Annotated in this window: 8 protein-coding genes; 6 read left to right on the forward strand and 2 right to left on the reverse strand. The window is 39.2% G+C overall.

Going from position 1 to position 14,650, the window contains the following annotated elements; all coding sequences use genetic code 11:
• Positions 1 to 14: 14 nt before the first annotated feature.
• The 4 genes from B0169_RS18845 (at position 15) to B0169_RS18860 (ending at position 8,464) form a co-directional block, all read left to right on the forward strand.
• Positions 15 to 4,052, forward strand: a complete 4,038-nt coding sequence (locus tag B0169_RS18845) for an ExeM/NucH family extracellular endonuclease (RefSeq protein ID WP_412842155.1) — start codon at positions 15 to 17, stop codon at positions 4,050 to 4,052.
• Positions 4,053 to 4,095: 43 nt separating this feature from the next.
• Entirely contained in the window at positions 4,096 to 4,692 is a 597-nt protein-coding gene (locus B0169_RS18850; RefSeq protein WP_077288453.1) for a PEP-CTERM sorting domain-containing protein, read from the forward strand.
• Between the two features lie 192 nt (positions 4,693 to 4,884).
• On the forward strand, positions 4,885 to 7,080 hold the full coding sequence (locus B0169_RS18855) for a DUF3857 domain-containing transglutaminase family protein (protein ID WP_158077134.1): 2,196 nt from the start codon (positions 4,885 to 4,887) through the stop codon (positions 7,078 to 7,080).
• Positions 7,081 to 7,090: 10 nt separating this feature from the next.
• Positions 7,091 to 8,464, forward strand: coding sequence for a tetratricopeptide repeat protein (locus B0169_RS18860; protein ID WP_077288455.1), 1,374 nt, complete (start codon positions 7,091 to 7,093; stop codon positions 8,462 to 8,464).
• Between the two features lie 68 nt (positions 8,465 to 8,532).
• On the opposite strand, the gene B0169_RS18865 is transcribed toward B0169_RS18860, so the two are convergent.
• On the reverse strand, positions 8,533 to 9,159 hold the full coding sequence (locus tag B0169_RS18865; protein WP_077288456.1) for a GNAT family N-acetyltransferase: 627 nt from the start codon (positions 9,157 to 9,159) through the stop codon (positions 8,533 to 8,535).
• A 184-nt stretch (positions 9,160 to 9,343) separates the two neighbouring features.
• A complete protein-coding gene (locus B0169_RS18870) occupies positions 9,344 to 10,156 on the reverse strand; it encodes a TIGR02285 family protein (RefSeq protein WP_158077135.1) in 813 nt (270 codons plus the stop codon).
• Positions 10,157 to 10,411: 255 nt separating this feature from the next.
• Here B0169_RS18870 and B0169_RS18875 point away from each other — a divergent pair, with 255 nt between their 5' ends.
• Positions 10,412 to 11,239: a sulfotransferase family protein gene (locus B0169_RS18875; RefSeq protein ID WP_077288458.1), complete on the forward strand. Its 828-nt coding sequence runs from the start codon at positions 10,412 to 10,414 to the stop codon at positions 11,237 to 11,239.
• Positions 11,240 to 11,322: 83 nt separating this feature from the next.
• Positions 11,323 to 14,650: DUF4347 domain-containing protein (locus tag B0169_RS18880; RefSeq protein ID WP_143323610.1), on the forward strand; the 3,328-nt coding region annotated here is incomplete at its 3' end.

Consider the following 14,650-nt stretch of genomic DNA (forward strand, 5'->3'; position numbering starts at 1 on the left):
ATTTGGGAGTGTGTGTGGTGAATATTTTCTTTCGGAAAAAATTCAGTGGTGTTAAGTCAAACCTAGCGAGTACCGCGGTATATACTATTTTTACCGGTAGCGTACTAGCTTCGTCAATGGTTAATGCTGATGAAATATGGAGTGAGAATTTCGATGCGGCAAGCATCGATGGTAAAGGTGCTGTTTTTAATCAAGTCGATTTATCAGGTGTAACCAAATGGTCAGTTGATGTTAGTTCGGCTGCGCTGACTGCGACATCTGATTGGTTTAAAGTAAAAGGCGGCAAGTTTGAAGGTCGCGACCTAGACGGCCCTGCTGTATGGCAATCAGAAACAATCGATATTAGTGGTTTTTCTACGGTTAATTTAGCGGTAAATGCCGCAGAAAATGGCAATCATGAAGGCACTGACTTTCTTGATGTTGCTTACGCAATTGACGGCGGTGACTTTATCACGGTCGCAAATTGGCAGGGTAAAGGTAGCGACTCACATACTTTAGTTGACGACTTTACCAGTGCGACAGTCTCTGCCGCTATTGCTTCTGGAAGTTCACTTGTTGTTCGTATTAGTATGAAAAACAATGCCGGCTCGGAATACATTACTTTTGATAATGTGTTAGTAACGGGCAATAACGGTAGTACTGAGCCACCGGTTGATCCGCCAATTGACCCACCTATTGATCCACCCGTTGAGCCTCCTGTGAGCGATACGATTACGGATGCTTGTTTTAATTGTCCAGATTTAACAAAAGTAGCGGCGGCTAGTGATTTCGATGACAGTATTTATTATGCTGATGTCAATGCTGCATTAGCAAATCAAGCTTCAGCAGCTGATTTACGCACTGCTATTAACGGCGCAATTAGTATTAATCATAACGTACTAACGTACTCAGAAGTTTGGACTGCGCTAACGCAAACTGATGAAGACCCACTGAACAGCGATAATGTTATTTTATTGTACCGTGGCCTTTCATTAGCGAAATTTTCAAACGGTAGTGGTTCACAATCTTCGAATCCAGATAATTGGAATCGTGAGCATGTTTGGGCAAAAAGCCACGGCTTTCCAAGTTCAAGTGCTTCAGCATACACCGATATTCATCATTTAAGACCTACCGATATTTCAGTTAATTCATCACGCGGGAACTTAGATTTTGACTACAGCGACAATGCCTTGTCAGAAGCGCCGCAAAACCGCGTTGATGGTAATTCATTTGAGCCACGCGATGCGGTTAAAGGTGATGTTGCTCGTATGACCTTTTATATGGACGTACGTTATGAAGGTGCTGATCCGCAAACACCAGATTTAACCTTAGTTGATATGCTAACTAGCACAGGTCAGCCTCGTTTAGGTAAGTTATGTGCTTTGCTTGCTTGGCATGTTGCCGACCCCGTTGACAGTTACGAGCAAGAACGTAACAACCGTATTTATGAATTCCAAGGTAACCGTAACCCGTTTATTGATCACCCTGAATGGGTAACGCAAGTATTTACCAATGCTTGTGATGGCACTACTCCTCCGGATCCGATTGACCCGCCACCTGTAGATCCCGTTGACCCCGTTGACCCACCATTGGATCCGGTAGACCCTACACCGCCATCAAGCAGCTCAGCCTTATTTATTTCAGAATATATTGAAGGCAGCAGCTACAACAAAGCGGTTGAAATATTTAACCCAACTAATACCACGGTATCATTATCAGGTTACCAGCTTAAACTTTATGGTAACGGCAATACAGAGCCAACAACAACAACGGATTTATCCGGTGAAATATTGGCTAATGACGTTGTGGTACTTGGCTCAACGCAAATTACCGAAGATAGCGCATTAAAACCATTGGTAGACATAGCTGTTAGCGCCGTTAACTTCAATGGCGATGACTACTTTGAGTTAGTAAAAGATGGCGAATTGGTTGACTCTTTCGGCGTTAAAGGCGAAAGAACGAGTTGGGCAGCTAATACGACTTTAGTGAGAAAACCGACTGTTGCTAGCGGTGATAAAAATGTTAGCGATGCTTTCGTTATTTCGAATGAATGGGATAGCTATCCGTCGAACACTTTTAGCTTTTTAGGCTCTCACAGCTTTGATGGCACCGTGGTTGACCCAGGCCCAGATCCAGAGCCGGAAGAGCCATCGTTAATTGGCATGTGTGGTGATGATGCTGAGCTAATTAGTGCTATTCAAGGTAATGCTGATGCTTCACCTATGGTTGGACAAAGCAAAGTTGTTGAAGGTGTTGTTACCTCGGTTGTTGATAGTTTGTCTGGTTTCTTCCTGCAAGAAGAGTCACAAGATAACGATAATGATACTGCAACCTCTGAAGCTATTTTTGTTTACTTAAATGGTAATAGCGCAGCGCCAAGTGAAGGTTCAATAGTACGTGCAAAAGGTGAGGTTAAAGAATTCTATAATCGCACCCAGTTAACGTTAAGTGAAAGTGTGGTTGATTGTAATACCACAGCCGACATTGCTGCAGTGCATGTAACTATGCCAGTTGCCAACATCAGTGATTGGGAAGCAATGGAAGGCATGAAGGTAGCGTTTGAGCAGTCACTTCATGTGTCTGACAGCTATGATCTAGCACAATATGGCCAGTTAACCTTGTCATACGGGCGTTTAATGATCCCAACCAATGTTTATACGCCAGGCTCTAGCCAAGCAATAGCGTTGGCAGATAGAAACTTGCGTAATACTATTGTGCTTGATGATAAAAACAACAGCCAATATCCAGAGTTTATTCCATTTCCAAATGAAGGCTTAAGCTATAACAGTACAGTTCGCTTAGGTGACAGTGTAGAAAACTTAAGCGGTATTTTAGACTATAGCTACAGTGCTTATCGTATATTACCGATCACAGCACCAACATTTAATGCGACCAATGCTCGCGAGCAATCGCCTACTATTGGTTCAACAAGTGAAATCAAAGTAGCTAGCTTCAATGTGCTAAATTACTTCAATGGTGATGGTCAAGGTGGTGGTTTTCCAACCTCGCGTGGTGCCGACACCTTTGAAGAGTTTACGCGTCAAAGTAACAAAACAGCTGCTGCGATTGCCGAGATTAATGCTGATGTTGTTGGCTTAATGGAAATCGAGAATGATGGTTATGATGAGCTTTCGGCAATAGCTGATTTAACAGATAAGTTAAACAGCATAATGGGTGCTAATACCTATCAATATATCAGTATTGATGCCAATCAGTTAGGCGGTGACGCTATTGCAGTAGGTTTACTTTATAAGCCTAGTTCAGTAACACTGGCCGGTAATACCATGACCACCAATGAAGCACCATTTGATTTTGGTAATCGCCAACCATTAGTTCAATCATTTACCTCTAATACCAGTGGCGAAGCATTTACAGTAGCCGTTAACCATTTTAAATCAAAAGGTAGCTGTGGTAGCGCGTCTGGCGGTAATGCTGACCAAAATGACGGCCAAGCCTGTTGGAACGAATTAAGAACACAAGCGGCAACAAAACTTGTTTCTTGGTTAAATACTAAACCAACCGGTGTTGAAACCGATCACATTTTAATTACGGGTGATTTAAATGCCTACGGTAAAGAAGACCCAATTGAAGCTATTACAGCAAGCGGTTACCGTAATTTAATTGCTGAAAAGGTAGGTCCTAATGCTTACTCATACGGCTTTGGCGGTGAAGTAGGGTATCTTGATCACATGTTAGCGAGTAATGCATTAACAGTGCTAGTTGATACCGTAGATGAGTGGCATATCAATGCTGATGAACCGCGTGCTTTTGATTACAACATGGAGAAAAAGTCTGACCAACAGCTAGCGTCTTATTACGGCAGTGATGCTTATCGCGCCTCAGATCATGATCCTGTTATTGTTTCATTCACCTTCAATGTTGCAGCACAATTAATTGGTGACTTTGACAATGACGGCGATATCGATATTAATGACGTACGAAGCTTTATTAGCCAACTCAGATCAGGTGTTAGTTTCGAGCTTGACTATGACTTTAATAACGACGGTACGGTGAGTAGTTCAGATGCCCGAGCATTAATGGCTAAATGTACTCGCGCAAGATGCGCAAGTTAAATAAAAATAAACTTAATAATCTAACTTTAAACAGGAAAATAACATGAAAAAGCTATTAATATTGTTGGCTCTATGGTGTACAACAATAACGGCAAATGCTTCACTAATCGTTGATATTGAAGATAAGGTATATGACATTGATGATACCTTAACGGTAAATGTTTATATCTCAGATCTCAATAATGGCTTTCAGAAGTTTGTGTCTGAATTTTCATTTAACTTATTATCAGAAGATAGCTTGTTAACATTTCAACAAGCAACATTTGGCACTAAGTTAGATGTTGATATGTTTACTTTTATACCAAGTGATAAGGTAGTAGATAATAGTGCAATGAATAACTTATTTATCAGTGAGTTTTCATACGCAAACTCATTTGATTTATTTGCTGCGCAAGATGGCTTAAGTCGATTTTTATTGGCATCTATTGATTTTAAAGTAGCTGATTTAGGTTTAGCACAGTTTTCATGGGGCGATATTAAGGCCTCTAATGAATTTGGAGTTGCATATAATGATATTACTGCTGACGACTTTAGTGTTCAACTGGGCAGCCAAGTGAGTGTACCAGAGCCAAGCTCAATAGCTATTTTTGCTTTGGCATTAGCCATGCTAGTTCGTTTAACGAGAAAAGCACAGCACTAACAATACCTAGATAATCATACCTACTAGCCAGAATGCTTTTCTTTCAGTATTTGCTAGTAGGTATTTCTCTTAAGAACAACCAATTTACTCCAACTAAACAAGGCTTTTGTTCTGCTTCGAATGCAGGTAAGCTATCAGACGAAAATTCAACAAGTTAATAGCTTAACGTGTATTACGAATAAGGACATCAGCATGGTGCTACGCGGCATTTTTATAAGTTTTATGGGCTTTTTTTGCCTTTCTCTTTCAGCTTTTGCACAAACAAGTAGTATTGGGCCCAGTGTTGAGCAACTATTAGCCAAGCGAGCGTTAGCAACTGAATCATTCACCAGTAGTGCGGTTATTTTAAGTCGACGTGGTGAAGTGGTTATTGATAAAAAAGGCTTTGAAACAAGTCGATTTTATAACGCTATTTATATTGTTGATGAAAGCGCAGTAAAAGATTACTCAAAGCTAATTAGTCAGTTCAACTCTTATTACCAAGAAAAACAAATCGATTTTGCACGTGTTATTACCCCTGAAGGAAAGATCATTGAGATGCAAGAAGACGCCATCACTCTGGTGTCTAGCGGTAACGATGACTATTTTGATGAAGGTAAGCAATATGAGTTTGCCTTACCACAGTTAAAAGCGGGCAGTATTATTGAATACCAAGCAACAACACATCAAATAAAACCTTTTATTGAAAATGAATGGTTCTCTAGTATTAGCTTTCATTTTGTAAAGTTTTTACCTAGCGTAAATTGGCTCAGAATTGACCCTGTTCTGGCAACACACAATACACTGACTTTACCAGTAGATACCGACATCTCAATTGTTAATTATAATATTGAAATTGAACCAACAGTCAATAAAACTGCAGAGAATAAAACTTATACATGGCAAACAACGCTTCAGCCAGAGGTAGTTTTAGAAGTTGAAATGCCTAGTTTGGATGACATTTTACCTTCAGTTCATCTTTCTACCATAAAGCATTGGAGCACTGTTAATCATTGGTTTAATGACTTGTATCTACCAACGCAAAAATCAGATGAAAAAATTATAGCTTTGGCTAAAACTATTTTTCGGCAAGAAATGAGCGAAGAGGAAAAGGTTAAAGCTGTTTTCAACTATATTCAAAAGAATGTTCGCTATATTGGCGCCCATGTTAACCGTGGCGGTTATAAGCCACATTTAGCGAGTGAAGTGCTAAGCCAAGCTTACGGGGACTGTAAAGATCAAACGGTGCTCATCATTGCCTTGTTAAAGCAGGCAGATATTCAAGCTTATCCCGCGATGATTAATACTTATCCCGGAGCAAAGTTTGACGATGAATTACCGATGTTAAATTTTGACCATATGATCACTTATGTTGAAACTAAAACAAAAAAATACTGGCTTGATACTAGTGGCCAAACAGGAACATTTCCTGGCGTAAGTCTTAATTTGGAAAATAAAAAAGCCTTTGTGGTGAATGAAAGTGCGGGTGCGATCATCACACTACCAGAAACAACAAGCGCTGATAATGTTGCTACGATCGATATCGACTTCTCTTTAGCTAAAACAACCTTAAATGCGCAAGTATCATTAGACTTAGTCGGTCATGTGGAAACCAACTTACGTAATTTTATTCAGTATTCACCTAACGCTTTAGCAGCAGCAGAGCAAATAATTTCTCCTTTACTGTTTAATAAGCGTATTAGTGACTTTACAAACTCAGATCCAATCGATATCACTACACCATTTACACTATCGGCAAATTTTAATGATATAGCTGAAATTACTCCGGATATTGACAGCTTCAGGTATAGCTATGATTTTAGCTCGATATTAAGTGTTTTTAGTTCGTTGAATAACCTTGCTCCCGTTGCAAGTCGAAAATTCGATTTTACTATTTTCCAGCCGATAACTGTGGTGATTAATTCGTATTACCCACAACCTTGGCCTAAGGCTAAAATTGCTTATAGCTTGCCTGCTAAAAATATTGAACATGAGTTTTTCTCGTTGACCCATCAAGTACAAGAAAAAAGCGATGGCCTCTATATCACTTCAAAATTTGTCTTGCCTAAACAGACAATAAGTATTGCTGATTATGCTGATTTCTACCAGAAGGTGGATAGTTTCCCTAGTCATTCGCAAAGCTTATTTATTTATCAAAAACCGAATAAATCAGACCTTGTTGTGACGAATAATAGCGCGGACGCAAAAGATAAAATTAAGCAGGCGAAAAGCTTATTAGAACAGTCTCTGTTTGTTGAAGCGCTTGTTGCTATTAAAGAAGTTATTGCTGCAGATGAAAATAATGCAGAGGCACAATACTTGTTAGGTTTAGCATTTGGTTTTACAGGTGATGACCTTCAGTCTGAGCAAGCGTTTGAGCGTGCTGAACAACTTGGCTATCAGTTTTAGGAGCACAGTGATGAAAATTATTTATAGTTGTGCATTAGTGGTTTTGCTAAGTGCTTGTGCAAGTACAAAAAAAGAAGCATCAACAAGTTTACCGACTCTGGGTTCTAAAGAAGAGCAACTTGTTTATAATGTCAAAAAGTATCCTAAAGACACAGTAGCGTTAACTAAATTGACTACACTGCATATGCAGCAATATGAAGCGAACGGAAATTTGTTCTTTCTAAACCAAGTGCTCACGTCTTACGAAGAACTGTTGAGGCGCCAACCCTATAATTACGACGCATTACTACAGTTTTATCGCCTAAACCTTTTTAAAGCCTTAATAACTAATAAATATGATATGGCACATTGGCAAAAATTTTATCAACAACAACCATTTTTACAAAGTACAGATATTGCACCACCTGTTTATATGGAGTTATTACTCGCTGATAAAGATAGCTTGAGCGGTGATGAACGTATTGATATTTTGCAAAAAACTATCAAAGCTAATCCAAACTTTGTCAATGGATACTTAGCTCTTACCGCAATGTATGCTTCTCGTGATAAAATGCAACTTTCATCTTTTTTGCTCGAAACAGCGAATAAATACAGCCCAAACAACCTTGAAATTTTAGCGCCACTAAATGAATTTAGAGTTGAAAGTTTTTTTGATAAGTTGTGTCAAAGTGATATTTCAACAGAATTAGAGCAGGCGTTTACTGACTATAAATTATTAGCAAAAAATGCCCCAGAAAATGCGTATCATCATCTGCAATTAAGTACAGTATTACGTTTAATGGGACGTATGCGTATGTCATCGTTTTCGGCTAAGAAGGCTGCGTCTATTTCCGCAGAGTTTCAAGGGCCATTAGCCGAAGCGCAATTTTGGAGCGGCAATAATCAAGCGGTAACAGAATACTTTGCCACTAAAGATGTTCATCACTTGAACACAGATGACCTGTATTTGAATATTTTGTTTAATGTGGTTAACTTTAATTGGCAGCAAGTTGCCGCTTTAATGGATGAATATATATCACGTGACGATATTAGTTTTTACGGTATTCTTTATGGTGCGCATGCCTACAAAATACTGGGGCAAGAAGATATTGCTCAGCAAATAACAACAAAAGGTTTGGCAAAAATAACGCTAAAGCCTTGGCAGCAGCAGATGCTGAATTTTGCTAGTCAACAGATTACAGGTAACCAATTGATGGCTGAAAGTAAAAATAAGTGTGATGCAAGTGAAGCTCATTTTATTCAAGGCTTACAAGCAATGCAAATAGGCAATATGGCTGAATTTGAGCAACATATGACTGAAGTTGTTGAGCTGAAAATTTATCCTTTTTATGAATATGCTGGAGCCAAAAGCATCATAAAGCGGCTAAAATCTGTTGCTCCTTAGTCTTTAGAAATTTTAGCTCTTGAGTGGAAAGTAATATCCTCTACCACTCAAGAGTTCTGTATATTTAACTAAAGTAGGGCTTTCGGACTAGCGATAAATACTTTAAACGGTAACGGTGCTTCTAAAGCACTATCATCAATGGCTAGGTAATGAAAACCTGACTTTTCAAAAAAAGCGCTTAATTGCTCATGGTTTAAATCAGTCGCTGCCAAGTCCATCGTTTGATAATAAGCCGTGTTTTCTTCGCTTTCACAATCTTCTGCATCAACAAATAAACTCATTGGCATGCTTAGGACTGAAATAGATTGTACCTTGCTGTAATGCTGAGCTATCTCACTTAAAAGAAACTTCGCCACGCCTTGCTGGCGATATTCAGGTAAAACACTAATGGCTTCAATTAAAATATGATCTTTAGCTTTAGTATCCACTTTTACTTGTAGTTTTTCGACTAAATCAGCAGTAATATTCTGTTTCTTAAAGAATAAGTTTAACGGTACTTCCCAGTCAGTAGCGCCTTGCTGGCTTAATAATTCATAACTTTCATCTGCACCACGGTGCTTATTTAAAGTAATAATTTCGATTTCTGCTTTGGCAATAACCTGTTGTTGGTCATTTTTAACATTAATTTCTTGTATTAATTGCCAGTCAAAAGTACTTTTAACTTCTGGTTGTTTAAATTCTATAGTTAAGTTCATGTTATTTCAGTGCTTTTCTAGTGATTTTATTATGCTAGGTAACAAGCAACTGCCTTAAGGTTATTGGCGTAGTAAGGTTAAATCACTACAGGTTGTCATTATATGGCGCGGTTATATCATTAGTTGAACTGCTAAGCTACAAGTTGCTTTGACTTTATCCTCCTAATTTTACAATTAAGTATCATCAGTGGGTTAAAAAATATTCTCGGTAGTATTGAATAAAAGCAGGGTTAACGCGTTCGGTTTCTCGCCATGCTGTAATCGCAGCCTGATATTCTGCAGTAGGCTTGATTTTTTTGAGTATCGTATTAACTTGCTGAATAACTTTTTTGCCCCAAGCATTTTTAGGGCAAGCAACAGCACCGATATTGTAGGCCGGTATATTCGCAATAGTATAAGCTGCTAGCTGGCCAGTTGACTGAGGGTTGTTTTTTAAATAATGATGTATTTCAAAGGGGTAGGCGATACTCAGATCAACACGCTCTCGTTCAATCATTTGGAACAGTCGACTTAAGTCAATATTATCAATCTGTAGGATATTTTCAGCCTGATGATACTTTTTAAAAATATCGTCAATTGCATTACCGTAAGAGCGGTTTTTCACGTGACCGAAGATTAAGCTATTTTGCTGAAGTATTTTTTCTAAACTGACTTGCCCATTATCTAAAAAGGGTAATATTTTTTCTGGCCTTGCTATCACTCGATTATTGGCATTAAGGATCGAAGCATTTGAGAAAATCATCTCTTTTTCACGTTCTGGCGTTATATAAAGTGCAGGATGACAAGCTTTTTTACCTGCTTTGATATCGGCAATTGCCCTGGCTAAAGTGGTGATGGGCATTTCATGTTGATACTCCGGCATTTGTTCAATAATCATTTGTAGACTTTGTTGCACAAACCCTTGGCCTTTATTCTCTCCAAAATTAAAAGTACCAGGGGGGCGATGATAGGTTTGCCATAAAATAGTGTCATTTGCTGGCGCATAAAAAGGCAGCATTATTAACACCAATAAATAACAAAAAAATCTTGTGAACATTTGCTATTGAACCATAAAAACAAATAAATGTAGGCAGTAATATACGAGCAATTCTGACACTTGTGCAAGTTTTTGTAGGAAATATGAGCAGTGAAGTGTTTTATTTAGCTGTTTTTGCTTTTATTTTTTTCTTTTTATTACTTTGTGCTATCTTTTATAAAATATGCCCTCCTTTTAGATTAGATCGCAACTTAATTGCTCGGATTACATAACTTTATGTCAAATAAGTTTCATTTTATTTCAGGCCTTCCTCGCTCTGGCTCTACTTTACTTGCTGCTTTATTAAAACAAAACCCACAATTTCATGCGGCCATGTCTAGTCCTGTTGCACCTATGATGAATAGTGCCTTAGAACAAATGGGCGCAGGTGGTGAATTTTCTGCTTTTTTTGGTCAAGAAAAGCGCAAACGAATCTGTCGAGCTTTATTTAGTGCTTATTATCATGAGCAAGCAGATAAAAATGTTATCTTTGATACTAATCGTATTTGGACTGCACGTTTGCATCAACTAGTTGAGTTATTTGATGATGTTAAAATAATTTGTTGTGTTCGTAATCCCGCTTGGATTGCTGATAGTTTTGAAGTGATATATCGCAAAAACCCTTTTGATTATAGCCGTATGTATTCTGCTCAGTCACGGCAAACGGTATATTCTCGCTGTGAAAGTCAAATGAGCGCAGGTGGAACGATAGGTAGCGCTTGGACGGCATTAAAAGAAGCTTATTATGGTGCGTATTCTGAAAAAATGTTATTGATCGACTACGATCTACTCACTCAATACCCAGAACGTGCTATTGAATTGTTGTATCAGTTCTTGGGTTATGAAGCATTCGGTCATGATTTTGGCAATATCGAATACCACGAAAATGAGTTCGACCAAACATTGGGCGTAAAGGACTTGCATACGGTGAAAAAGAAGGTGGAATTTACACCAAGACGAAGCATATTACCGCCAGACTTATTTCAAAAATATAGTGAAATGGCTTTTTGGCAAGATACCACTGGTACTGCAGCGAATATTATTGCGCCTAAAAATAACAACTAATTGTGTTTTTAAGCAATTCGTACTTTTTTGGGGTGTTAGTAACATTATTGAAAAAAATGAAATAAAAATACAGGAATGTAAATATGAATAAACATCTACTAAGCACGGTTGCAGCAGCCATGTTACCAATAGGGGCGACGAGTGCATCGGCACACACTGCAGGTACTTATTCATATATAGGTAATCGAAGTTCTAATAATAATGTATATCAGACATCGACCAACAAAAGTAATGAATATAAACAAAAAGCGATTCAGAAAAATAAATTAGCGTTAACGCGAGATAAGCCTGATGATGTTATCTCAAGCTTGTCATTAAAACCAGTGGTTATGCCCGAAGTGGAGTTAACTCTGTCAACCGCTGACGACCGTTTGTCATTGCAATCTACCAATGTTGCCATGCTGAAAAGCTCGGTTAATTCTGAAAAGTTAAATATTGTTAGTCAGCACCCTATTAATGAGCTTATTGTTATTGATGCGGCAGTACCTGATACACATGTGTTTTATCAAAGCTTAAAACCGGGTGTAGATGTTAAAAAAATTGTCTCAGGGCAGGACGGTTTACAACAACTAAACGATATTTTATCGGATTACCAGAATCTTGATGCATTGCATGTGGTTTCACATGGTGATGATGGTGTTATCTATTTAGGTAATACTCAAGTGACCGAGCAGTTATTAAAAGAGAAAGTAGAAACGTTTTCGGCTTTAAATAATGCATTAAAAGAAAACGCTGATTTATTACTTTATGGCTGTAATGTTGCAAAAACAGCAAAAGGAGAATCATTTTTAGAGTTGATTGCTCATAAGGCGAATATAGATGTGACCGCATCTAGTAACCCAACAGGAAACGTAACTCAAAGTGCGGATTGGAATTTGGAGGTTGTGCGCGGAAGCATCGAAACCAATTTACCTTTTTCTTCTTTAGCACTTAAAAGTTTTAGTGATGTATTAGCTATCACTGATGGTAGCGGAGCGACAATTGACTTAGGAAATTTCCCTGTTCCTAATAATAGTTATCATTCCTCTATGACATATACAAATGTGCTAAATTCTGGCTCCAATCTTATCATGTCTGTAGCGGCAGGAGGCAACGGTAATGAGCTTGGGGGAACCGCTTACAATTATGTATCGGTCGATGCATTTGGAGAGGATGATGTACCAAAAGTTTATTTATATTTTGCTGGCGGAGAAACTTTTGACGCATCTGCTATTAAGATTTATAACGGGCAAGTAACTACAGACACTTTTAAAATAAGCTCAGATGTTGCAGGGCAAAGCCAGAATCATAGCATTAATAATAATTCTTCTGATATTGTTACACTTACTGGTTTTACGGGGGTTACTCGGTTAACTATTGAAAACCTTGACGCTTCTAATATGGGGTGGATACAGCTTGATGATTTTACAATTGCTAATGTTACCTCTTCTTCCCCAGAAATAAATATTCAAGGTAATGGCAATAGTATTGTTGATGGCGATGCAACTCCAACCACTGCTGACCATACAGATTTTGGTTCGCACACTGCTGGCGGTTCTAATCTTTTACGTACTTTTACTATTCAAAATACAGGAACAGGGGCACTTGATCTAACAGGTGCGCCTAATGTGGTTATAACGGGGTCCAGTGATTTTAGTGTCACAACTCAACCTGCATCCGACCCTATTTCCGCCGCAGGCTCTACTACCTTTCAAGTCACATTAGATCCAACCTCGGTAGGCACACAAAATGCCAGTATTTCTATTGCGAATGATGATTCGGATGAAAATCCGTATAACTTTAGTATTACAGCGGTAATTAGTGCAGCAATAGACTCTGATGGTAACTTAACCACTGCTGCTGGCGTTATTGAACCGATAGGTTTAGATACCGTTATCGATACAGTTGGTGAAGCGGTTGATGTTTTCGATTTCACCTTAACTGATGGCGGAACGGCAGATGGCAATGCCATGGCTGTTTCGCAAATAGTAGTCAATGTTTCAGGTACAACAACTGATGCAGATCGGGCTAAGATTACTTGGCGTTTGAATGGTAATGACGTCAGTAATGTGGTCGGAGTATATAGTGCTGGCGCGAATACGATTACCTTCTCAGGATTAGGTATTTCAGTGGCTAATGGCGCGAATGAAGTGTATACCGTCAATGCTTATTACAACGATAATACGGGTATTACAGATGGCCGTACTTTTATCTTAAGTGTTGATGGCGATACTGATTTAACGGTTGGCAGCAGTGGAACACAAATGGGTGCAACCGCTGCAATCACCAACGGTGCTGGTGGTAGTTTTGATGTTACTGCAACGGCGTTAGCTTTTGCAACACAGCCAGCAGGATCAGTTTCGGGGAGTGCATTAACAACGCAACCTGTGGTCAGAGCGCGCGATGCCTTTGGCAATATAGATACTGATTTCACTGAAACCATAACACTTACAGAGGCTAGCGCAGGGAGTTTAACAGGTGGCTCTGCAGCTGCTGTAGCAGGGGTAGCAACGTTTACTAACGTAAGGTATACCGCAACGGCGGATCAACAAAGCTATACCTTAACCGCGAATGACCAAGATGGCGTGGATAGTAATTTAGCAACGATAGATGCCAATGCGGTAACTGCCGATGTTGTGGCAACTCAATTAGTCTTTGATACACAGCCAACCCCTTTATCGGTTAATAGTGGCATATCCACAAATTTTACAACGGTTCCTGTGGTTTCGGCTCGCGATGTTAATAACATTGTAGATACTGGTTATAGTACGAGTATTAGTATCAATGAGGTTAATGGTGCAGGTTCGGCGACGATGACTGCCACAGGCGATACTGACGGCAGCAGTTCTTTAGTCACTATAACACCAAGCTCTGGTGTGGCTACTTTTACCAGTATGCAAATTAATTACACCGCTTCAGGTGGTAGTAGTGAAAACTTTAATTTACAAGCCAGTTCTGGGGGGCTACCTACGGTAAATAGTAGCCAATTAACGGGGGTGGTTGATTCAACACCTCCAACAGTTTCTTCCGTAAGTGCCAGTAGCGCAAATGGTAGTTATAAGTTAGGGGATGTGCTTGCTGTCACCGTTAACTTCAGCGAAGCGGTAACTGTAACGGGCACACCACAACTCACCCTAGAAACAGGTACAACAGATAGAACCATTAATTACAGCAGTGGCTCAGGCACAAGCACGTTAACGTTTACTTATACGGTGCAAGCAGGAGATGTTAGCAGCGATTTAGATTACGTTGCCACCAACTCCTTAAGTTTAAATAGTGGCACTATTAATGACGGGGCAGGTAACGCAGCCAGCTTAACCTTGGCAACACCGGGAGCGGCTAATTCTCTTGGCGCTAATAAAGCGCTTGTTATTGATGGCGCCGTACCAACGGTTTCTTCTGTTTCAGTTCCATCGAATGCCACATACATTA

Origin of the sequence: Cognaticolwellia aestuarii, from assembly GCF_002000025.1 — a bacterium.
Classification (GTDB): Bacteria; Pseudomonadota; Gammaproteobacteria; order Enterobacterales; family Alteromonadaceae; genus Cognaticolwellia; species Cognaticolwellia aestuarii.